The organism is Halorussus sp. AFM4, assembly GCF_051194995.1.
Classification (GTDB): Archaea; Halobacteriota; Halobacteria; order Halobacteriales; family Haladaptataceae; genus Halorussus.
Window position 1 is genome coordinate 499,724 of record NZ_JBNTJT010000003.1, and the last position, 20,878, is coordinate 520,601.

Genomic DNA, 20,878 nt, shown 5'->3' on the forward strand with positions numbered 1-20,878 from the left:
TATCCCTGTTGTTCGTTCATTCGGCGAGCGAGAAGACGGCGACCGTGCTGCCCCGCGGCCCGTGCCGGAGCCAGCCGCTGCCGCCGACCTGTACCGCGACGTACTGCTTGCCCGTCCCGGGGTCGTACCAGCTCATCGGCGAGGAGCTGATGGGCGCGCCGAGGTTCGGCGACTCCCAGAGCCGCTCGCCGGTCTCGCCGTCGTACGCGATGAACCGGTTCTTCTGGGTTCCCAGGAACACCAGCCCGGTCGCGGTCGTCATCGAGCCGCCCCAGAGGTAGTCGCGGTCGTCGATCCACTCGCGCCAGACCCGCTCGCCCGTGAGCGGGTCGACCGCGATGATGGCGCTGGTGTGGCCGTTCCACCCCTCGGGCGTCTCGACGTGTGGCCAGTCGTCGAAGGTGCCGCCGAAGTAGGCGGTCCCCGGCTCGTACTCGGCGTGGTCCCACCACATCTCGACCGGCGTGTTCTGCTGCTTGAGGTAGACGTAGCCGGTCTGCGGGCTGTAGGACGGCGGCTGCCAGTCGTTGCCGCCCTGCGGGCCCGGCACGTACGAGATGCTCTCGTCGCTGTCGACGTGCGGGACCATCTCCCACATGTTGAGGTGCTGGACGGTCGGCTGGCTCCGGACAAGCAGCTTGCCGGTCTCGGCGTCGGTGGTGTAGTTCCACCCCGTCTTCCCCGGATTCACGACCACGTCGCGGGTCTCGCCCCGGACCTCCTTGTCGCGCAGCAGGATGCGGGGCGCGATGGAGTCGTAGTCCCACGTGTCGTGGGGGCTCTCCTGGAAGTTCCACTTCACGTCGCCGGTGTTGGCGTCGAGCGCCACGGTCCCGCAGGTGAACGGGTTGGGTCCGGGCCGGACCGCGCCGTCGAAGTCCGGACCGGGGTTGCCCACCGGCGCGTAGATCATGTCGCGCTTCTCGTCGATGGTCGGCGTCATCCAGCTGGTGGCACAGCCCTGCTCGTAGCTGGTGCCGACCCACTCGTCCTTCGGCGTTGTCCACTTCCGCCAGATGGTGTCGCCGGTCTCGGGGTCGAGCGCCATGATGAACCCGCGGACGCCGTACTCGCCGCCGGCGCTCCCGGTGATCAGCTTGCCGTCGTAGATGACGGGCGCCCACGTCGCCGAGTAGCCCACCTCGTAGTTGGCGGTGGCCCTGTACCACACCTGCTCGCCGGTGTATCGGTCGAGCGCGACCATCCCCGAGTCCAGCGTCGTCATGAACACCTTGTCGCCGAGGATGGCGAACCCGCGGTTGTTGGCGTCGCAGCACAGCAGCAGCCGGTCCTCGGCCGGCTGGTTGCCGTGGACGTCGGTCGGGTTCGAGTAGGTGTACGACCACAGCACCTCGCCGGTCCGGGCGTTGACCGCCTTCGCGTGGTTCGGCCCGTTGGTCTGGTACATCACCGGCGGGTCGCCCGGGACCACCAGCGGCGTCCCCTCCATGCTCGAGGAGACACCGGCCTGGAGCAGGTACTCGATCTCGAGGTTCTGGACGTTCTGCTTGGTGATGACGTCGGCGGTGGTGTGGCGCTTCTGCGTGTAGTCGCCGCCGTACATCAGCCAGGACTCCGGATTCTGCCCGGTGTTCGACAGCATCTCCTGGGTGACGTCCTTCTCCGGGATGTCCTGGACGTTGCTGTGCTGGTAGGATATCGACTCGTCGGGCGTGTTGACCAGCGTGTACCCCTCTTCGACCTCCTTCAGTTCGATCTCCTTGGCGGCCTGCACGGCCGGGTCGTTGCTCAGGTCTGTCGACATGTCAGAATCCCTCCGGGCGCGGCGCTCGCACGTCGTCGGTGATTCGGTAGACGTCCTGGGTCAGGTCCTCCTGACCGAGGATCATGCTCGCGGTGCCGGCCGTCAGCGCGGCCGTGAGCTGGCTGTTCGTGAGTTCGGCCTCGCCCGCGATGTCGGTCGCGGCCTTCGTCAACAGCTCCGCCCCGCCCAGCATCACCTTCACGTCCCAGATCCCCTTGTCGAGTATCTGGTCGGTCATCAGGATCTCCTTCTGCCAGAGGTACTCGTCGAGGTCGTCCATCCAGAGGCCGACGCCGCCGAGCGCGCGCTGGTGGAGCGGCGCGACGTGCTGGAGGTCGTACTCGACCCGCTCGGGGATGTCCTTGGTCGGCACCCACAGCGCGAGCCGCTCGCGCCGGTTGACGACGTCCGAGACCAGCGCGGTCTTCTCCTTCTCGCTGAAACCCGCCTCGGAGAGCAGCCCGGTCAGCGGCTCGGCCGCCACGAGCGCCCTCGCGGTCGACTCGATGTGGTCCTCGGTGAACGCCGGCAGGTGGGTCTCGACGCTCTCGAAGAACCCGACCCCCTTCAGGTGGTCGTACACCTCCCACACCGGCGCGGCCGCCTCCTGGTAGGCGGTGCTGTCCTGCGCCGGGATCCCCATCTCGCGGAGCGCCGGCAGCTGCTCGACGCTCGCGGCGATGTCGGACAGGCCGGTGCCGAGCAGCGCCGGGTCGAGCGCGCCGGTCAGGTCCGACCGGATCGACTCGCCCATGGCCGCGAGCTCCCCGCCGGCCTCGGCGGTCATCGCGTCCCGGAGCTCGCCCATCGTGAGCTCCGCCCCCGCGGCGGCGGCCCCCGTTACCCCGAGCACCCGCAGGAACTGCCGGCGTTCCTCCGAGTCTATCTCGGGCGTTCTATATGTCATCAGTCGGTCCCCCCGCGTCGAAGTGTCATTTGGTAACTCACCCCGAAAGCAATACACATCGCGGTCGCTCTTCAACATTCGGTAAACGTCCAGCAATCCTAACGATAAGATACTCCTCGGCCGGATGATTCATCGAACAGATGTCCGCGGAAGGACTCGCGGGATGCCTAAGAAGGCGTATAAGGTAATCACGGGAATCTTTTTAAGCGAGTTCCCCTCCCGGTTCCGACGTGTTCGCGAGGAGGGAGGAACGCCCCAGCTATTAGTTCGAGAACCCCATACGTGACTCGTCACGAAGCGATGGAGCGACTCCTGGAAGCGGTACGCCGACCGGCCTACACCGGCGAGAACCGGTGCCTCCCGTGCACGCTCGTGAACCTGCTCCTCGCGGGCGCCGCGAGCGCCGGCCTCGCCGCCGTCTCGCCCGTCGCCGGGGCGGCCGCGTTCGCGCTCTCGGTCGCGGTCGTCTACCTCCGGGGCTACCTCGTCCCGGGGACCCCGGCGCTGACCGCCCGCTACCTCCCCGAACCGGTGCTCGACCTGTTCGGCAAGGAGTCGAGCGCGGTCGACCGCGCGCCGAGCGACCTCACGCCGGCCGACCGTGCCGCCGGCGCCGGACCCCTCGCCCGCCTCGGGGCGGTCGACCGCGACGCCGACGGGGACCGGCGGCTCGACCCCGACTTCCGGCGCGCCTGGAACGACGCGGTCGACGGCGTTTCGGCCGCCGACGTCGGGCGCGAGGCGGTCGCGTCGACCCTCGGGGTCGACGCCGACGCGGTCTCGGCGGTGGGGCCGGCCCAGTTCTTCGTCAGCGGCGAGCGCCTGGTGCAGTGGCCCTCGGAGCCGGCGCTTGTCGCCGACGCGGCCGCCGGCCGGGCGCTGGCCGGTCGACCGGCGTGGGAGGACCTGGGCGTCGACGACCGCCTCGACGCGCTCGCGACCCTCCGGACGCTCCGGCGGGACTGCCCGGCCTGCGGCGCCCCGCTCGCCCGGGACGAGGAGACCGTCGAGTCGTGCTGCCAGCCGACCGCCGAGGTCGTCGCCGTCTCCTGCGAGGACTGCGACGTCCCGATCGCCGAGCGGCGGATCGGGTAGTCCGGGGTCGCGCGAGGTTCTCCGGGGTCCCACGGGGCGGGCCACGCTACCGTTCCGCACGCCGGCGCCCGCCCTGACAGGTCGCCCTGTCGGATGGGCCGATTTACGTCCGTCGGGCGTCTGCAACTACTCGGCGGCGTCGCGACACAGACTGTCAGTATCCGTCGTCCGGGGCTGGTATCCCCCACCACTACCCCCAAACTGGACGACCCTTCTGGGCGGTGCGGCCTCGGCGACCGCCGAATCCCGCCGCCCTACTCGATACGACCGGCGGTGAGCCGCACCACGCCCAGCGCGTACTCGCCGTGAGCGGTGTCGGTGGCCCTGGCCCGGAGCGCCCGCCCGGCCGCCTCGACCCGGCGGTCCAGCACCGTCCACGGCGGTGCCTCGTAGGCGTCGACGCTGCTTGGTGAGGAGGCGACCACCAGCCCGCGGAACGCCCGGTTCACCGGCCAGCCGAACCACCGCGTGGTCTGGGCGGCGTCGAGCAGCGCGAGGCGACCGCCCGGCGCCAGCACGTCGGCCCACCGGTCGACCTCGGCCGCGGGGTTGCCGAGCATCCCCACGACGAAGGTGGCGAGGATCGCGTCCGGCGGGTCGCGGAACGCGACGCTCGTGGCGTCGGCCCGGACGCAGTGGACGTTGTCCCATCCCTCGCGGTCGATGCGGTCGCGGGCCGTCGCGAGCATCCCCCGCGTGAAGTCCACGCCGACCACCCGTCCCTCGGGGCCGACCCGGTCGCGGAGGTGCGGGAAGTTCGCCCCCGTGCCACAGCCCATCTCGACAACGGTGTCGCCGGGGTCGAGCGCGAGCGCGTCCGCGACCCGGGCCCGGAGCCGCCCGAGGCCCGGCGTCGAACGCGCGAGGACGTCGTAGAGGTCGGCCCACCGCCCGTAGAACTGCTGTGCCGCCGCCGTCGCGTCGGTCGCCATGTGGGAGCCTACGACGGCCGCCGCCAAAACGGTGGGGCCGCCGCGGGGGACTCGCCGCGACCGGAGACTCGTCGGGACCCGGGCGAGTCCGGTCGGCCGGTGCCGTGAAGGGCGGCGACGCCGTACCGTCGCCGTATGACAGTCGCGCTCACGGAGGAGGACGTCGACAAGGCCGTCGTGGACCGCGAGGGGACCCGGGTCGGGACCGTCGTCGACATCCACCACGGCGCGGCCCACGTCCGGGCCGACGAGTCGACCGTCGAGGAGATGCAGACCCGGCTCCCGCAGGGCGGCATCGACGAGGAGACGTACGCGGTCGGCGACGAGAGCATCGCCGACATCACCGACGACCGCATCGTTCTGGACGTCTCGGCGTAGGTCGAGCGGTCGCACTCGGTTGCTTCGGTCGGCCGAGCCGCGGGGAACTCACTCGCCCCGTCGGTTCCCGAGGCCGTAGCCACTTTGCCCGAGGCCGACGAACTCCGGAGCATGGAGTTCACCGAAGCCGACGAGGGCGCGTCCGTGTTCGACGCCGACCGCGAGAAGATCGGCGTGGTGGTGGAGGTCCGAGACGGCACCGCCTACGTCGAGCCCGAGCCCAGCCTGACCGAGGAGCTGAAGGCCAAGCTCGACTGGGGGAGCCACGAGGCCGACGAGGACGCCTACGCGCTCAGATCGGAGTGGATAGACGAGGTCGAGGACGGCGAGGTGCTGCTGCGGACCCGGCCGGAAGAGTAGCGGCGGAATCACCGATCCGTCCGATCTCTCGGGAGGCGTCGGCTCAGAGCAGGTTCCGGGCGGTCTCGACGACCGCCTCCGCGTCGTCGCCGAGCAGGTAGACGATGGGCTCGATGCCGTAGCCGCCGGTGTGGTAGAGGACCGTCGCGTCCGGGCGCTCCTCCAGCGCCGCGCCGACGACCGCGTCGAGGTCGTCGTACTCGGCGTCGAACTCGACGGTCGCGCGGCCGGCGTCCTCGAGCGCGGCCACGATGTCGGGGTCGTAGCGGATGTTGAGCGCCGCCTGCGCGTCGCTGCCGTGGCGGCGGGCCGCCAGCAGGATGGAGGCGACGTGCTCGCTCACGCCGAACTCGGGCTCGGCGGGGATGGCGGCCTGGCCCTTCACGTCGAAGATGCGGCCGGGGACGCCCGCCACGTCGTCGATGCCGTCGGCGTCGGGCGTGGCCTGACAGAGGTTCGACCCGACCGCGGGGATGAGCGACGCGAACCCGCTGGTGCTCTCGACGAGGGTCAGCCCCCGGCGGAGCGACGACCGGACCCGCTCGGTCGTCCGGAGGTCGCCCTCGGGGTCGTGGACGTTGAAGTCGCCGCCGTGGCCCGACAGCTCGGGCATCTCGAGCTCGTGGATCTCGGCGATGAGGTCGCGGTCCTCCAGCCGCCGGATCAGCACCTCGATCTCGATGAGCGCCTCGACCCGGCTCGTCGTCCCCTCGGCCAGCCCCTCGCCGAGCCGGGCGACCAGGTTCCGGACGCGCTCGTCGTTCAGGAACCGGTCGTTGCGCTCGACCTCGCCGTTGGCGTACTTCGACACCGCGCTCTGGCTGATGCCCAGCAGGTCGGCGACCTCGCTCTGGGTGAGCCCCCGGTCCCGCAGGTCCTCGGCCAGCATCGACCGGACGGTCGGGAGGAACTCCTCGACGACGATCTCCTCGGCGAACCTCATCGGTCGGTCTCCCCCGCGCCGTCCGATTCACCTTTCTGGTCGCCGCCGAACTCGTGGTCGCTCTGGATGCGGGAGGCCTGGGGCCCCGACTGGTTCTGGTACTTCGAGCCCCGCTCCTCGCCGTAGGGCCGGTCGGCGGGCGACTTCAGTTCGGTGAACGTGAGCTGGGAGACCCGCATCCCGGGTTCGAGCGCGACCGGCGCGGTGCCGAGGTTCGACAGTTCGAGGGTGATCTGGCCCCGATAGCCCGGGTCGCACAGCCCCGCGGTCGCGTGGACCACGACCGCCAGCCGGCCCAGCGACGACCGGCCCTCGACGTGGGCGATGAGGTCGGCCGGGATCTCGACCCGCTCCTTCGTGGTGCCCAGCACGAAGTCGCCGGGGTGGAGGATGAAGTCGTCGCCCTCGTCGACCGTGGTCTCGGTGACGTACTCCGAGACCTCCTCGTCGCTAGTGGGGTGGATGCAGGGGATGTTGGTTCGCTGGAACTCCAGGAACTCCCGCCCCAGCCGGAGGTCGACGCTGGCGGGCTGGATCTGGAGGTCGGGGTCGTCGAGCGGTTCGACCACGAGGTCGCCGGCCGCCATCCGGTCGAGGATGTCGGCGTCCGAGAGTATCATAGTCGTAGCAGGGAGTGGAGGGAGGTAAAGCGTGGCGGTCCGCTCCAGCGGCCGAACCGGACGCAGACGCCCCCGGACGGAACACCAGAGCTATACGCGACCCGGCCGGATTCCGACCCATGAAGCAGGCCATCGTCGCCCGCACGGACATCGGCATGGGGCAGGGGAAGCTGGCCGCCCAGGTCGCCCACGCCTCGCTGTCGGCCTACGAGGACACCGGAACGAAGGCGCGCAAGAAGTGGAAGGGCGGGGGCCAGAAGAAGGTCGTTCTGAAGGCCGACGGCGAGGAGCAGATCTTCGAGCTCGCCGAGAAGGCCCGCGCCGAGGGCCTGCCCCACGCGGTCGTCCGGGACGCCGGCCACACCCAGCTCGACCCCGGCACGGTCACGGCGCTGGCGGTCGGCCCGGCCGACGACGACCTCGTGGACAAGGTGACGGGACATCTGTCGCTGTACTGAGTTCGGGAGTCTATTTGTCTGAAAATTGGTAGAGGTGAGCGCACCGAAGTAGTCTGCGACGACCACAGCAGGAACGAGGTTTTCGAAAGCCCCCGCGGGCTCGCGGTCGTCTCGCCGACATATCCTCGGTTCGCCTCCGGCTCACCTCGGACAGAGGTCGCCGAGACGACCACGGGCCTCCGGCCCGCGAGCCCGCGGCCCCTTTCAGTCCCGCCCGGGTTGGTTTGGCCACCTGGTCGTCGCTCAGGGATTGGTTCACTACTGGCGCGCGCTGGCGGACCCCCGTGGTCCGCCACACCGTGCGAGGGACGAGGACCGCAGCGAAGCGAGGACCGCAGGAGGCTGGGGAGGTTCGAGGCTCGCGGTCGCGGTGTTGTGGGGCGGATGAAAGGGGCCGCCCGGTCGCGTGCAGTTCAGTCGCCTCAGCGACCCCTATCCGGAGCGAGCGTAGCGAGCGGAGGATATGTCGCTGAGCGACCGTCTCGTGAGCGGAGCGAACGAGACCTCGGAAGACGCAGCCCGCGCAGCGTAGCGAGCAGGAACGTCTTCCGGTGGCGACCGGGCGGGGGCTTTCGAGGACGAAGCAGACGCATTCTAGTTCAGGTTGGCCGATTTATCAGTTCAGACTCGGCCTCCAGATCACCCGAAACAGACCCATCGCAGGAAGTCAGATACAAGCGACCCGGCCACCAACCTCGAGACGAATGCGCGAGGCGCACCCAGTCGAGCGGGCGGTCGGCATCGCTTCCTTCGTCAGCGACGCGGACGGCGTCGGCGGCCGCCTCCGGGAGTCGCCCGAGGACTTCCGGGTCCGCGAGGTCGAGCGGTTCGACGCCGAGCCCGCCGACGCCGACCCCGGCTCGTACCCCTTCCTCGTGGTCCGGGCCACCCTCCGGGAGTGGGACACCAACGACTTCGCCAAGCGCCTCTCGGACGCGCTGGGCATCAGCCGCGAGCGGGTCTCGTGGGCCGGCACCAAGGACAAGTACGCGGTCACGACCCAGCTGTTCACCCTCCGGAAGGTCGACGCCGCGGACCTCGCGGACGTCTCCGTCTACGACGCCGACGTGGAGGTGGTCGGTCGGGCCGGCCGGGGCCTCCAGTTCGGCGACCTCGCGGGCAACGAGTTCGAGATCGTCGTCCGGGACCCCGAGCGCCCCGAGAACGCCGGGCAGATCCGGGAGGAGCTCGCCGCGTTCGGCGGGGAATTCCCGCCGAGCGACGAGGGCGAGTCGACGACCGTCGGCGTGCCCAACTACTTCGGCCAGCAGCGGTTCGGCAGCCGCCGGCCCGTCACCCACGAGGTGGGCCTCCGGATCGTCCGCGGGGAGTGGGAGGAGGCCGTGCGGCAGTACGTCGCCAACCCCTACGACACCGAACCCGAGGACAGCCAGCGCGCCCGCCGGGAGGTCGGCGACGCCTTCGACGACCGCGACTGGCAGGCCGCACTGGACGCGACGCCCCGGCGACTCGGGTTCGAGCGCGCGATGCTCAACGCCCTGGTCGAGTCGGGCGGCGACCGGCCCGAGGACTTCCGGAGCGCGCTCGAAGCCGTCCCCTCGAACCTCCAGCGGCTGTTCGTCAACGCCGCCCAGTCGTACGTGTTCAACCGCATCCTGAGCGAGCGCCTGGCGCGCGGGCTCCCCTTCGACCGCCCGGTCGCGGGCGACGTGGCCTGCTTCGCCGAGACGGTCGACAGCGTGACCCTGCCCGACCCCGACCGCGAGCAGCGCGTCGACGAGCGGCGGGTCGAGACGGTCGCGCGCCACTGCGAGCGAGGTCGGGCGTTCGTGACCGCGCCGCTGGTCGGGACCGAGACCGAACTGGCCGACGGCGAGCCCGGCGAGATCGAGCGCGCGGTGCTCGACGACCTGGACCTCGACCCCGCGGACTTCGACCTGCCGGGCGAGTTCCACTCGACGGGGACCCGGCGGGCGATCCTGGTCCGGACCGACCTCGGAATCGAGCGCGGGACGGGAGCCGGCGGCGACGCGGACGCCGACGCCCTGACCTTCGAGTTCGGACTCCCGAAGGGGTCGTACGCGACGGTTGTCCTGCGGGAGTTCCTGAAGACCGACCCCGCCGACGAGTAAGCCTCAAACCATTTCATCGGGGCCGTCGTACCGACACCGGATGAGCTACGCCAACCGGTCCGAGAACCTCCAGCGGGAGATCGACGACCTCATCGCCCGCGGGTGGCGCATCGAGTCCGAGACGCCCGAGCGGGTCGTCATGGTCAAGCGCAACGTCGGCAGCCTCGGCGTCCACCTGCTCCTCGCCATCCTGACGGGGTGGTGGTCGTTCGGGCTCGTCAACCTGGTGTACGGCGGGTACAAGTACCTCAACGACTCCCAGCGTCGGGTCATCCGCGAGGGCACTAGCTGTCCGGAGTGCGGGGCGTCGGTCGCGCCCGACGCGAGCTACTGCCAGAACTGCGGCACCGAGCTCCTCGACGTCGAGGCAGCGGGCGTGACCGAGACCGACCTGGCCGAGCGGTGACGGGCGAGTCCGCGCCGGATTCTCCGTCGGCCGACCCCCGGCGGACGAAAGCACGGGGATTAAATCCGCACCCGGGTTAGGGCCGGCCATGGAGTGCCGGCAGTGCGGCTCCCCGCTCGAACGACCGGGCGACTACTGCCTGGTCTGTCGGACGCCGAACTGCGACACCGTGGTGCTGGACCTCGCGCGCGACCGCGCGACGCTCACGATGCTCGACGACGAGACGGTCGTGGGCGAGACCGTGGTGACGACCACGCCCGAGGACGGCGAGGAGGCCGGCGTGGTCGAGCTCCGGAACTTCGCGGGCCGGATCGCCGACGAGGTCAGGCGCAAGCGCCCCGAGGAGGTGTACGCCGCGGGCGACCGCGACGTGCTCCGGGCGACCCGCGACCAGCTCCACTACTCGTTCTACCGAGTGGGCGACGACGAGGACCCCGTCGAGGCGGTGCTCGCGCGCCGGGGCGACCGGGCGCTCGAGGTGGTCGACGCCGCGCCCGCCGAGAAGCTGGGGGGCAGCCACTCGACGCTCATCGGCGAACGGGCCGGCCGGCGAGCCGTCCAGACCGTCGCCGGCCACCCGCACGTCAAGAAGATCATCCCCGGCCCCATCGACGCCGGCGGGTCGGGGAGCCGGACCGGCGTCCGGGCGAAGGCCACCCGGGCCGACGAGAACGGCAACGTCCGGCTGCTGCTCCGGGACGGCTCCAGCGTCCAGGAGAACCGGGTGGTCACGACCGCGATGGACCGCGAGCGCGGCGAGCGGGTCCGGGCCGACCTCAACGACGCGCTCGCCGAGGCCGACCTCCAGTAGCCGGCGCCGGACGGGGACCGACCACCCCGAGGTAGGCCGGGAATAACGTCCCGGGCGGCGGGCCGCGGGCCATCGGCGACGACCGCCCCGCGGGTCGCGCCCGCCGGGTTAGGCACCGCATGGCTTTGAGCGTCCCGGCCGTGTCCGAACCCGGGGCGGTGAGGTCTGCCAACCGAAGCCCCAACCTTCTTGGGCCTGGTAATTATATCTAATTACGCCATGGTCAGCCACTACGACGCGGTCCTCGCGCTGATTCCGCTGCTCTCCGGGGGAGGGGTGCTGGTCGGCCAGCTCACAGGGCTACCCGCGGCCATCGCGGGGATGGTGGCCTCGCTGGCGGTCATCGGCCACGAGCTGTTCAACCCGCCGCTGCGGGCCGACGAGGAGTGACCGGCCGCGGGTGGGCGTTCGCGCCGCCCCGCCGCCGGCCGGCGGCCCCGACACCTCGCCGCGGGTCGGCCACCGTTCACACCAGACGAGGTCGGCCGGGATGCCGCCGCGACCGTGACATGACGGCCCGACCGAACGACCGCCCGAATCCGGCCGCCTCGACGGCTACGCGAACCGTCAGTAATCGGTCGTGTCCGTCCGTCGCCCCCGACTCGCGACGGGTCGGAGGGCCGAGAGAAACGACCGCCCCGGAACTGGCCGTCGCGCGACCGGTCCGGCCAAGGGGAGGTTCGGCAGTTGAACTGGCCAGAACGTTCTTACGCGACTTTACCCGGGACTCGCGACTACGCCGAGCGGACATGACATCCGACGGCGGTGCCACGGAGCGGAGCGGCCGGGCGGTACTGCTCGTCGCCGTCCTGCTCGCGACGGCGAGCGCGACGACCGGACTCGCCGGCGGGGACGCGACCGCTCGCGCCGGCGGGACCGAGACGCCTGCCTCCGCGTCGGCGGCGTCTCAGGCGGCGGGCGCAGTCCCAGAGGTCGGCGGCGCGGAATCGCTCGGCGGACGAACGAACGCCGCGGAACCGCGCGACGCAGAGCCGCGCGACGGAGAAACAGGACCTCGCGACGGGAGATCGCTCGCGGCGGTGCGCGAACGATTGGGCCTGGCGAAGCTCTCCGGACCGGTGCCGACGCTCGCCGCGATTCCGGACGACGTCGACGCCGGGGAGTACCGCGGGCCGGCGCTGCCGCCCGCCGCGGAGACGCACGGGCTCCGGCCGGCCCTGCAGACGGCGGTCCGGCAGGGGGTCCGGGAGGCAGCCGCCCTCGCGCGGCGACAGGGCGTGAACGTCACCCGGGAGCAGCTCGCGGCGGCCCGCGACGGGGCGCTGAGCGGGGTCTCGCAGGTCCGGAACGCCAGCGCCGAGCAGGTGCGGGCGTCGGTGCGGGGCGCGGCGTACGGCGCGCTGCTGCAGGCCCAGAGCGCCGCGGTCAACCAGAGCCAGCTCGGGGCCGGCGTCGCCGGCGCGAGCGAGGGCGCGCTCTCCCAGCGCCAGAACGCCAGCGTCGACCAGCTCCAGGCGGCCGGCTACGGCGCGAGCCACGGCGCCGTCGCCCAGCACCAGAAGGCCGACGTCGACCAGCTCCAGAAGGCCGCCGAAGGGGCGGCGGCGGGCGCGACCCGCGGGGCGGTCGCGGCCGGGAGCGGCGACGTGGGGAAGATCCGCGAGGCCGCGCAGGGCGCCTCCTACGGGACGCTTGAGCAGCGTGCCGCGGGCGCGGCGGGCGCGGGCACCGCGAAGTCGAAGTACGCCGCGCTCGGGGCGGCCGCGGGGGCGGTCGAGCAGAGCCAGACCGCCAACGTGAAGCAGGTGCAGGTGGCGGCGCTCGGCGGGAGTTCGGGCGCGCTGGCCCAGAGCCAGACCGCCACCGCGAAGCAGGTGCAGGCCGCCTCGGCGGGCGCCGCGCGGGGCGCGGTCGCCCAGAGCCAGCAGGTGAGCATCGAGCAGCAGCAGGTGGCGGCCCAGGCGGCGGCGTCGGGGGCGGTCTCGCAGTCCCAGGTCGCCGACGTCACCCAGATCCAGTACGGCGCCGAGGGGACCTGCCTGGGCGCGCTGTCGTTCTGTCCGACGTGCGCGGAGGCCGGGCCGAGCGTCCTCGACCTGGACCTGAGCCGGCTCCTCCTCGTGCTCCGCCAGAGCAGCGCCATCGTGGTCCGGGACGCCGTCGACCGGGACGTGATCAGTCCGACGACCATCGTGGAGCGGAGCGAGACCGTCGTGAACAAGCGGGTCGAGATCAACTACTACGGCGACGCGGACGGCTACGCGGCGCCCGACGCCGACCGCGACGGCCTCCGTGACGACCGCGAGCGCCGCCTCGGGACCGACCCCGCGGGCGCGGACTCCGACGGCGACGGCATCACCGACAGCGACGAGGTGTTCGTGCTCCGGACCGAGCCGACCAGCGCAGACACCGACAACGACGGCCTGGGCGACGGCGCGGAGCACGACCGGTGGAACACCGTCCCGACCGACCCCGACACCGACGGCGACGGCCGGGAGGACGGCGCGGAGGTTGACGCCGGCAGCGACCCCCACGACCCGAACGACCCGAGCCGGACCGACGCCGACGGCGACGGCCTGCCCCGTGCGTGGGAGACCGACGTCGGATCAGACCCGCGGACGGCCGACACCGACGGCGACGGCCTGACGGACGGCGAGGAGGTCCGGGCGCTGGGCACCGACCCGACCGCGACGGACTCGGACGGCGACGGCCTGACGGACGCCCTGGAGGTGAACGTTCACGGCACCGACCCGACCGGGCCGGACTCCGACCGCGACGGCCTGACCGACGGGGCGGAGGCCGAGCGCGGAACCGACCCGCTCGACGCGGGCGATCCGGCCGCCCGGGACGCGGACGGCGACGGGCTGGCCGACCCCCGGGAGGAGGAGCTCGGGACCGACCCGGAGAGCGCCGACACCGACGGCGACGGCCTCGACGACTTCGAGGAGATACGCGACGTCCACACCGACCCGACCGCCGCGGACTCCGACGGCGACGGCCTGTCCGACGGCGACGAGGTCCGGCGGGGCAGCGACCCGCGGAACGCCAACGACCCCGAGGCGACCGACGCGGACGGCGACGGGCTGACCGACAGTCGGGAGCAAGAGCTGGGCACCGACCCGCAGAGCCCGGACACCGACGGCGACGGCCTCTGGGACGGCGAGGAGGTCGAGCGCGGGACCGACCCGACCGACCTCTACAGCCCGAGCCCGGGGTCGGACGACGAGACCGGCGACGCGCCGGGCGGCACCTCGGTCGAGTACCTCAACTGCTCGGCGGTGCGGGTGTCGGGCAACGGGTCGGTCGAGGTGCGACTCCTCGGCTTCTACGACGCGGGCGAGTACTTCCGGGACATCGAGCGCACCGTCGACGGCACGACGGTGATCCGGGCGCCGCGGAACGACGACCTGCTGACCAGCGAGCGCGGGTTCATCTCGTACGTCGACCCGACCGGCGACAGCAGCGCCGACGCGGTCACCAACCCGCGGCGCGACGAGTGCCGGCGCCAGTTCCGGCCGGCGCCGGTCGAGACCTACGTGGTCGACGCGACCCGGATCGGCGGAGGGACCTACCGGGTGACGTTCGGCTACCGCAACCCCAACGACTACGCCCTGCGGACCGAGTGGGACTACGACTCGATCGCGCGGCAGTTCTCGCTGCTGCTGTCGAACTACGACGACCCGGCCGAGCGCCAGGACCTCCGGAGCGGGCCGGCGGCCTACCAGCACGCCAACCGGACGCCGCCGACCGAACTCCGGCCCGGCGAGCACACGTTCACGGTCGAGTGGACCCCGACCCGCGGGGACGCCCGGCTCATCTGGCTGCTCGACCTGGAGTACTTCCGCTTCGACGACCCGACGTTCCGCGCGGTCACGGCGCCGGCCGGCGAAATCGGCGCCGCGAACGCGACCACCGCGGCGAGCGTCACCACCACTGCGGACGCGACGACCGAGAGCGAGACGACGACTGCAAGCCCCGCGGCGACGACGACGAACGCGACGACGGAAGCGGAGAACGCGACGACCACGGAGGCGAACGCGACGACCGCGACCACCGAACCGACGACGGGAGATGGCCAGGCGACGGGGAACGCGACGACGGGGACGACTGCGACGACCGGGGAGGTGACCGCAACTGCCGCGGAGGCGACGGCCACGGTGACCGAGACCCTGACCGCCGTGACGACCGTCGAGGGACCGGACGCCGACGACGACAACCTGACTGACGAGCGGGAGCGGGAACTCGGCACCGACCCGCAGAGCCCGGACACCGACGGCGACAGGCTCCCCGACGGGTTCGAGGCGGCGGGGCTCGCGAACTACGACATCGAGCCGACCGATCCGACCGACCCCGACACCGACGGCGACGGCCTGGAGGACGGCCCGGAACTGGTCGAGGAGCCGGTGAGCAACCCGTCCGTGCCGGACACCGACGGCGACGGGCTGGCCGACGGCCGCGAGGTCGACGAGGTCGGGACGAACACGACGCTGGTGGACACCGACGAGGACGGCGCCGGCGACGGGGAGGAGGTCGACGCCGGCAGCGACCCACTCGACGCGTCGAGCACGCCCGGAGCGGGGACGACCACCGAGGACGTGACGACCGAGAACGAGACGACGACCGCGACCGAAGCGGGCCAGCCGACGGACACCACGACCGCGACGGAGACCACCACGACTACGACCAAGACGACGACGGTGCAGCCGGCCGAGGCGGACGCGCCGACCACGACGACCGAGACCTCCACGGAGACGACGACCGAGACGTCGACCACCGCGACCGAGACCACTACCGCGGAGACGACAACCACCGAGACCGAGACCACCACGGAAACGACGACTACGGAGACGACCACGACCACCGAAACGACAACGACGACCGAGACGACCACCGAAACGACTGCGACGCCGGCGGACGCCGACGAGGACGGCCTGACCGCCGACGAGGAGAGCGAGGCCGGGACCGACCCGGAGAGCGCCGACACAGACGGTGACGGCCTGGACGACGGGCCGGAGGTCGACGAGCACGGCACCGACCCGACCGCGAGCGACTCGGACGGGGACGGCATCGACGACGGCGCGGAGGTGAACGATCAGGAGACGGACCCCGCCGCGGGCGATACTGACGAGGACGGGCTCGGCGACGGCGAGGAGATCGAGGAGTACGGGTCCGACCCGACCGCGAGCGACTCGGACGGGGACGGCCTCTCCGACGGGCCGGAAGTCGACGAGCACGGCACCGACCCGACCGCCGCGGATTCCGACGGCGACGGCCTCTCGGACGACGAGGAGATCAACGAAGTGGAGTCGGACCCGACGAGCGCCGATTCGGACGACGACGGCCTCTCGGACGGCGAGGAGGTCGACGCTGGGACCGATTCCAACGCAAGGGACTCCGACGACGACGGCGTCGACGACGCCGAGGACTCGGCGCCGACAGATCCTGACGTCCCGGGCGACGAGGCCGGGGACGGTGGCGGCGAAGGCGACGGCGGCGGGGAGGAGGACGGTGGCGGCGGGGAAGAGAACGACGGCGGCGAGGGCAACGAGGGCGGCGGCGAGGAACCGGCGACCACCGAGGCGGCCTGACCGCCGCCCCGACTCAAAGGCTTTATCAGCGACCCGGCGTAAATTCGCAGTACTATGGCCGAAGACACCCAGAGCCGAACCGGCAGCGCCGGTCGCTTCGGGGCGCGATACGGGCGGGTCGCCCGCAAGCGCGTCGCCGAGATCGAGAGCGACATGAACGACGACCACACCTGCCCCGATTGCGGCGCCGACGACGTCGCCCGGCAGGGTACCGGCATCTGGCAGTGCGGGCACTGCGGCTACAAGTACGCCGGCGGCACCTACCGCCCCGAGACGCCCGCGGGTCGGACGGTCAAGCGCTCCATCCGCGCCGCCCTGGGCGAAGACGACGAATGAGCTACAAGTGCTCGCGGTGCAAGCGCGACGTCGAACTCGACGAGTACGGCGGCGTCCGGTGTCCGTACTGCGGGCACCGCGTGCTCCTCAAGGAGCGCAGCCGCGACGTGAAGGAAATCGACGTGCGGTAACTGCAGTCTGTTACTCTCCATGGGCGAGCGACCCGGCGGCGCCGACGACCCAGCCCCCGACGCGACCCCCGAGTCGGCCGGCGCGGCGCGCCGACCCCACGACGCCACGCTCCGCTTCGATTACGATTCGCCGGCGCGTGCCCGGGCAGTCGCCCGCGCCGTGGCCCAGGAGGTCGGCGAGATAGACGGCGACCGCTCGGTCGCCACGGTCGACCGCGACGGGACGACCGTCGCGGTCCGGGTACTCGCCGACGACCTCGTGGCGCTCCGCGCGGGCTGTAACACCTGGGGGTCGCTGGTCGAGGTCGCCGAGCGGACGACCGACCTGGCGTAGCGAGGGTCGGCTTGCGGGGACCGGCGAGCCCGCCGACGCCGCCCGCTGCGCGCCGACGCCGACCGGGAACCGAAAGCGGGGGTTTTTCTGTCCGGGCCGCGTCGTCCGAGATATGCAGGGTAATCTGCCACCGGAAGCGCAGGAGAAACTCGAAGAGCTCCAGGACCTCCAGGAGACGGCCCAGCAGGTCGCGGTCCAGAAGAACCAGGCCGAGACCCAGCTGAACGAGGCCCAGACGGCGCTCGACGAGCTCGACAACATCGACGAGGACACCACGATGTACCGCGAGGTCGGCGAGCTGCTGGTCAAGACCGACTTCGACGAGGCCCAGGACGACCTCGAGGAGAAGGTCGACAGCCTCGAGATCCGTGTCGAGACCCTCGAGAAGCAGGAGGAGCGCGTCCAGGAGCAGTTCGAGAGCCTCCAGTCCGAGCTCCAGAACATGCTCGGCGGCGGCGGTGGCGGCGGGCCCGGCGGCCCCCAGGGTCCGGGCATGGGCGGCGGTCCCGGCGGCGCGTAGATGCCGAGCGACGACGAGGTCGTCCGGACGGCCGCCGAGGCAGCCGAGGGCCTCATCTTCTCGCGGCTGAAGAACTCGGAGGTCCGGGACGTCGACGTGACCGTCGAGTTCGAGGACGGCGTTCTCGACGTGGACGTCTACCTCAACGCGCCCGACGCGGCGAACGAGGAGCAGGTCGCCGAGGACGCCGCGCTGGCTGCGCGGTCGGCCGTCGACGACCTCTTCGCCGAGGCCGAGGACGCGGACTGAGGCCGGCGACCGGCGGCTCGCCGTCTCGCGACCGATTTTTGCGGTGTCACTTCCGAGGCGAGAGCCGAGTGTAGTAGGTGCCGGACCCGCCGCCGCGGCGGCGCCGGACACCACAAAACCTATTACCGGCCTCTTTGATTCGATGAAACACCGCGGGTAGGGGTACCTTGCGGTGTTCTTTCGACGCCACCCGCCGAGTGGCATCGCTCGGTGCGGACCGTACTGTTCGACGGGTCCGTACTCCTCGGGTCGAGTTCGCGTCGTCGCTGGCCCGGAAGCGGGTCGACCCCCGATCCGCGGAGCGAGCCGAGCCGCGAACCACCCGGCCCCGAACCTTTACGCGACCGGCCCGAAGGACCCGCATGGACCGCGACCCGTCGGACGGCGAGGTCAGCTCGCGCCGATTGATTCTGAACCCGACGAGCGGAGGCGGCGGCCACGTCGAGCGCGTCCGCCGCCTCGCCGACGAGCGCGGCTTCGCGGTCGTCGAGACCGAGCGCGCCGGCCACGCGGTCGACCTGGCCGAGGCGGCCGCAGCCGACGGCGTCGACCTGCTGGCGGTCTGCGGCGGCGACGGCACGCTCCACGAGGCGGTGGCGGGACTCGTCCGGGCCGACGCCCTCGACGACGTCGCGATATGTATCGTCCCCGCGGGGACCGAGAACTTCTTCGCCGGCGACCTCGGCATCCGGTCGCTCGAAGACGGGTTCGCGGCGGTCGACCGCGGCGAGGTCCGGCGGCTCGACCTCGGGATGGCTGGCGACGAGCCGTTCGTGCTGTCGGCAATCGCGGGGCTGCCCGCCGACGCCAGCGCCGCGGCGACCCACGACCGCAAGGACAGCCTCGGGCCGGTCGCGTTCGTCGTCGCGGGCGTCGAGGAGGCGCTGGCGTTCGACGGTCTCCGCGCCGAGATCGACGCCGAGACGGACGGCGAGGAGGTCGATTGGTCGGGCGAGGCCGCGGCGTTCCTGGTTGGCAACGTCCGGAAGTTCGCCGGCAGCGGCGGACAGGCCGACGCCGAGGACGGGCTGCTGGAGGTCACGATCATCGAGGAGCTGCCCGCGACGGACGCGCTGGTCGAGTACGTCGAACAGCGGGCCTTCGAGCGTGACACGGCCCACGTCACGGAGCTCCACGCCGGACGACTCGACTTCGAGAGCCGCGACGGCGAGCCGGTGACCTTCAGCCTCGACGGCGAGATCCGGGAGTTCGAGCGCGTGACCATCGACGTCCGGCCGGGCGCGCTCCGGGTCGCGGTCGGCGAGGGGTACGACCCCGATCCGGAGTGACGGTGACGACGGTCGCGCCCCGACCGGGTATCGGCCGAGCCGTGGCCGCGCTCGCCGACACCCGCCCGTATTTGGCCCGGCGAGCCGAAGGTTGCAGTATGAGCCACCCCACAGAACTCGGTCACGTCCACCTCAAGGTCCGGGACGTCGACCGCGCGGTCGCGTTCTACCGCGACGTGCTCGGCCTCGACGTCGTCGAGCGCGCCGGCCGGTACGCCTTCCTCTCGTACGGCGAGCACCACCACGACCTCGCGCTCCAGGGGGTCGGGGACGACGCGCCGGGGCCGGGCCGCGGGGTCGGCCTGTACCACGCCGCGTTCGAGGTCCCGGACGCCGACGCGCTCCGGGCGACCCACCGCCGCCTGCGCGAGCGCGGCGTCGAGGTCTCGCCGGTCGACCACCGCATCAGCAAGGCGCTGTACTTCGAGGACCCCGACGGGAACGGGCTGGAGGTGTACCTCGACACCCGCGACGAGAACGACCGCGGGGAGTGGCGCGGCGAGAACCGGCGGTTCGACCCCGAGGCGCTCGGCGAGTGAGCGGCGGGACCGGGCGCGGAGTCGAACCCTCCGGGCGCCGCCGGTTCTCCGGGCATCGAACGCCTTTTGTGGGCCTGCTGACTACGACTCTCCAATGACCCGCATCGTCGTGGTGGACAACCACGGGCAGTTCACACACCTCGAACATCGCGCGCTCCGGGACATGGGCGTCGACACCGAGATCATCGACAACACGACCCCGGCCGGGGAGATCGAGGCCGACGGCCTCGTGCTCTCCGGCGGGCCGAGCATCGACGACATCGGCAACACCGCCGACTACCTCGACCTCGGCGTGCCCGTCCTGGGCATCTGTCTCGGCATGCAGGCCATCGCCCACGTCCTCGACGGCGAGGTCGGCGAGGGCGACTACGGCGGCTACGCCGACGTGACCGTCGACGTGCTCGACGACGAGGACCCCCTCGTCGGCTCGCTCGCGCCCGAGACCCGCGTCTGGGCCAGCCACGCCGACGAGGTCAAGGAGGTCCCCGAGGGGTTCGCCCGCACCGCGACCAGCGACGTCTGCGGCGTCGAGGCGATGAGCGACCCCGACCGCGACCTCTACGGCGTGCAGTGGCACCCCGAGGTCGCCCACACCGCCGAGGGCGAGGAAGTGTTCGAGAACTTCCTGGCGGTCTGCGAGTAGGCGGTCGACGCCGGTCCGGGCCGGTCCCGTCGGACCGTCGCGTCCCTGGCGGCCTCGCCCGCGCCCCGGCGGACGAACCCACGAACGCTTTTGTATTCTGCGCGTGACAGGACGGGACGATGATCGTAGTCCACGCCGCCGTCCCCATCGACCCCGACCGCCGCGAGGAGGCGCTCGAACGCGTCCGGGCCCTGGCCGAGCAGTCCCGTGCCGAGGACGGGGTGGTCGACTACCGCGCGACGACGGACGTCGACGATCCGAACGTCGTCCGGTTCTTCGAGCGGTACGAGGACCGGCCCGCGCTCGACGCTCACGGCGAGACCGACCACTACCGGGAGTGGGTGGAGGCGCTCCCCGACATCCTCGGCGGCGACGTCGACGACGTCGAGGTCACCCAGTTCGCAGTGACCGACGCGTTCGACCCGAACGCGACCGGCGAATCGCAAGCCGGAGGCGGGTCGGCGACCGGTTCGACCGAACCGGAGTAGCACCTTTTATCCCTCCCGACCGAAAGACCCGA

At 71.8% G+C, this 20,878-nt stretch carries 23 protein-coding genes; 18 read left to right on the plus strand and 5 right to left on the minus strand.

Features of this window, described 5'->3' with window-relative positions; translation table 11 throughout:
- Positions 1-16: 16 nt before the first annotated feature.
- The gene (locus ACQUQF_RS15545; protein WP_435180012.1) at positions 17-1,765 is read right to left on the minus strand and encodes a pyrroloquinoline quinone-dependent dehydrogenase; all 1,749 of its coding nucleotides are present in this window, start codon (positions 1,763-1,765) and stop codon (positions 17-19) included.
- A gap of 1 nt (position 1,766) precedes the next feature.
- Positions 1,767-2,672: a hypothetical protein gene (locus tag ACQUQF_RS15550; RefSeq protein WP_435180013.1), complete on the minus strand. Its 906-nt coding sequence runs from the start codon at positions 2,670-2,672 to the stop codon at positions 1,767-1,769.
- Between the two features lie 282 nt (positions 2,673-2,954).
- On the opposite strand from ACQUQF_RS15550, the gene ACQUQF_RS15555 reads away from it, so the two are divergent.
- Complete coding sequence (locus ACQUQF_RS15555) at positions 2,955-3,767, plus strand: hypothetical protein (protein WP_435180014.1); 813 nt, start codon at positions 2,955-2,957, stop codon at positions 3,765-3,767.
- A gap of 254 nt (positions 3,768-4,021) precedes the next feature.
- On the opposite strand, the gene ACQUQF_RS15560 is transcribed toward ACQUQF_RS15555, so the two are convergent.
- A complete protein-coding gene (locus ACQUQF_RS15560; protein WP_435180015.1) occupies positions 4,022-4,699 on the minus strand; it encodes a class I SAM-dependent methyltransferase in 678 nt (225 codons plus the stop codon).
- Positions 4,700-4,834: 135 nt separating this feature from the next.
- Here ACQUQF_RS15560 and ACQUQF_RS15565 point away from each other — a divergent pair, with 135 nt between their 5' ends.
- Together ACQUQF_RS15565 and ACQUQF_RS15570 are read left to right on the plus strand one after the other, a co-directional pair.
- A complete protein-coding gene (locus ACQUQF_RS15565; protein ID WP_435180016.1) occupies positions 4,835-5,077 on the plus strand; it encodes a hypothetical protein in 243 nt (80 codons plus the stop codon).
- Positions 5,078-5,188: 111 nt separating this feature from the next.
- Positions 5,189-5,437 carry a PRC-barrel domain containing protein gene (locus ACQUQF_RS15570; RefSeq protein ID WP_435180017.1) on the plus strand — a complete coding sequence of 83 codons (249 nt, stop codon included), beginning with the start codon at positions 5,189-5,191 and terminating at the stop codon, positions 5,435-5,437.
- 43 nt (positions 5,438-5,480) lie between these two features.
- Here ACQUQF_RS15570 and ACQUQF_RS15575 read toward each other — a convergent pair whose 3' ends face one another.
- Together ACQUQF_RS15575 and dcd are read right to left on the minus strand one after the other, a co-directional pair.
- Entirely contained in the window at positions 5,481-6,380 is a 900-nt protein-coding gene (locus tag ACQUQF_RS15575; RefSeq protein ID WP_435180018.1) for a thiamine-phosphate synthase family protein, read from the minus strand.
- A complete protein-coding gene (gene dcd / locus ACQUQF_RS15580) occupies positions 6,377-7,000 on the minus strand; it encodes a dCTP deaminase (protein ID WP_435180019.1) in 624 nt (207 codons plus the stop codon). The genes ACQUQF_RS15575 and dcd overlap by 4 nt, the downstream gene beginning before the upstream one ends.
- A 119-nt stretch (positions 7,001-7,119) precedes the next feature.
- Here dcd and pth2 point away from each other — a divergent pair, with 119 nt between their 5' ends.
- The 15 genes from pth2 to ACQUQF_RS15655 all read left to right on the plus strand — a co-directional run bounded on the left by pth2 (position 7,120) and on the right by ACQUQF_RS15655 (position 20,846).
- On the plus strand, positions 7,120-7,458 hold the full coding sequence (gene pth2 / locus ACQUQF_RS15585) for a peptidyl-tRNA hydrolase Pth2 (protein ID WP_435180020.1): 339 nt from the start codon (positions 7,120-7,122) through the stop codon (positions 7,456-7,458).
- A 704-nt stretch (positions 7,459-8,162) separates the two neighbouring features.
- Positions 8,163-9,551, plus strand: coding sequence for a tRNA pseudouridine(13) synthase TruD (gene truD / locus ACQUQF_RS15590; RefSeq protein WP_435180021.1), 1,389 nt, complete (start codon positions 8,163-8,165; stop codon positions 9,549-9,551).
- Between the two features lie 40 nt (positions 9,552-9,591).
- Positions 9,592-9,957 (plus strand): zinc ribbon domain-containing protein, encoded by a 366-nt coding sequence (locus tag ACQUQF_RS15595; RefSeq protein ID WP_435180022.1) that lies wholly within the window; start codon positions 9,592-9,594, stop codon positions 9,955-9,957.
- Positions 9,958-10,045: 88 nt separating this feature from the next.
- Positions 10,046-10,768 carry a DUF2103 domain-containing protein gene (locus ACQUQF_RS15600; RefSeq protein WP_435180023.1) on the plus strand — a complete coding sequence of 241 codons (723 nt, stop codon included), beginning with the start codon at positions 10,046-10,048 and terminating at the stop codon, positions 10,766-10,768.
- Positions 10,769-10,987: 219 nt separating this feature from the next.
- The gene (locus ACQUQF_RS15605) at positions 10,988-11,158 is read left to right on the plus strand and encodes a hypothetical protein (RefSeq protein WP_435180024.1); all 171 of its coding nucleotides are present in this window, start codon (positions 10,988-10,990) and stop codon (positions 11,156-11,158) included.
- Between the two features lie 359 nt (positions 11,159-11,517).
- Positions 11,518-16,317, plus strand: coding sequence for a hypothetical protein (locus tag ACQUQF_RS15610; RefSeq protein ID WP_435180025.1), 4,800 nt, complete (start codon positions 11,518-11,520; stop codon positions 16,315-16,317).
- 54 nt (positions 16,318-16,371) lie between these two features.
- Complete coding sequence (locus ACQUQF_RS15615) at positions 16,372-16,653, plus strand: 50S ribosomal protein L37ae (protein ID WP_435180026.1); 282 nt, start codon at positions 16,372-16,374, stop codon at positions 16,651-16,653.
- Positions 16,650-16,784 (plus strand): DNA-directed RNA polymerase subunit P, encoded by a 135-nt coding sequence (locus tag ACQUQF_RS15620; RefSeq protein ID WP_435180027.1) that lies wholly within the window; start codon positions 16,650-16,652, stop codon positions 16,782-16,784. The genes ACQUQF_RS15615 and ACQUQF_RS15620 overlap by 4 nt, the downstream gene beginning before the upstream one ends.
- A 19-nt stretch (positions 16,785-16,803) precedes the next feature.
- Positions 16,804-17,118 carry a KEOPS complex subunit Pcc1 gene (locus ACQUQF_RS15625; RefSeq protein WP_435180028.1) on the plus strand — a complete coding sequence of 105 codons (315 nt, stop codon included), beginning with the start codon at positions 16,804-16,806 and terminating at the stop codon, positions 17,116-17,118.
- Positions 17,119-17,230: 112 nt separating this feature from the next.
- The gene (locus ACQUQF_RS15630; RefSeq protein WP_435180029.1) at positions 17,231-17,638 is read left to right on the plus strand and encodes a prefoldin subunit beta; all 408 of its coding nucleotides are present in this window, start codon (positions 17,231-17,233) and stop codon (positions 17,636-17,638) included.
- A complete protein-coding gene (locus ACQUQF_RS15635) occupies positions 17,639-17,887 on the plus strand; it encodes a DUF3194 domain-containing protein (RefSeq protein WP_435180030.1) in 249 nt (82 codons plus the stop codon).
- Between the two features lie 362 nt (positions 17,888-18,249).
- Complete coding sequence (locus ACQUQF_RS15640) at positions 18,250-19,176, plus strand: diacylglycerol/lipid kinase family protein (protein WP_435180031.1); 927 nt, start codon at positions 18,250-18,252, stop codon at positions 19,174-19,176.
- Between the two features lie 98 nt (positions 19,177-19,274).
- Positions 19,275-19,715, plus strand: coding sequence for a VOC family protein (locus ACQUQF_RS15645; protein WP_435180032.1), 441 nt, complete (start codon positions 19,275-19,277; stop codon positions 19,713-19,715).
- A 94-nt stretch (positions 19,716-19,809) separates the two neighbouring features.
- Complete coding sequence (locus ACQUQF_RS15650) at positions 19,810-20,358, plus strand: GMP synthase subunit A (protein ID WP_435180033.1); 549 nt, start codon at positions 19,810-19,812, stop codon at positions 20,356-20,358.
- Between the two features lie 119 nt (positions 20,359-20,477).
- Positions 20,478-20,846 carry a putative quinol monooxygenase gene (locus ACQUQF_RS15655; protein ID WP_435180034.1) on the plus strand — a complete coding sequence of 123 codons (369 nt, stop codon included), beginning with the start codon at positions 20,478-20,480 and terminating at the stop codon, positions 20,844-20,846.
- The last annotated feature ends 32 nt before the right edge of the window (positions 20,847-20,878 follow it).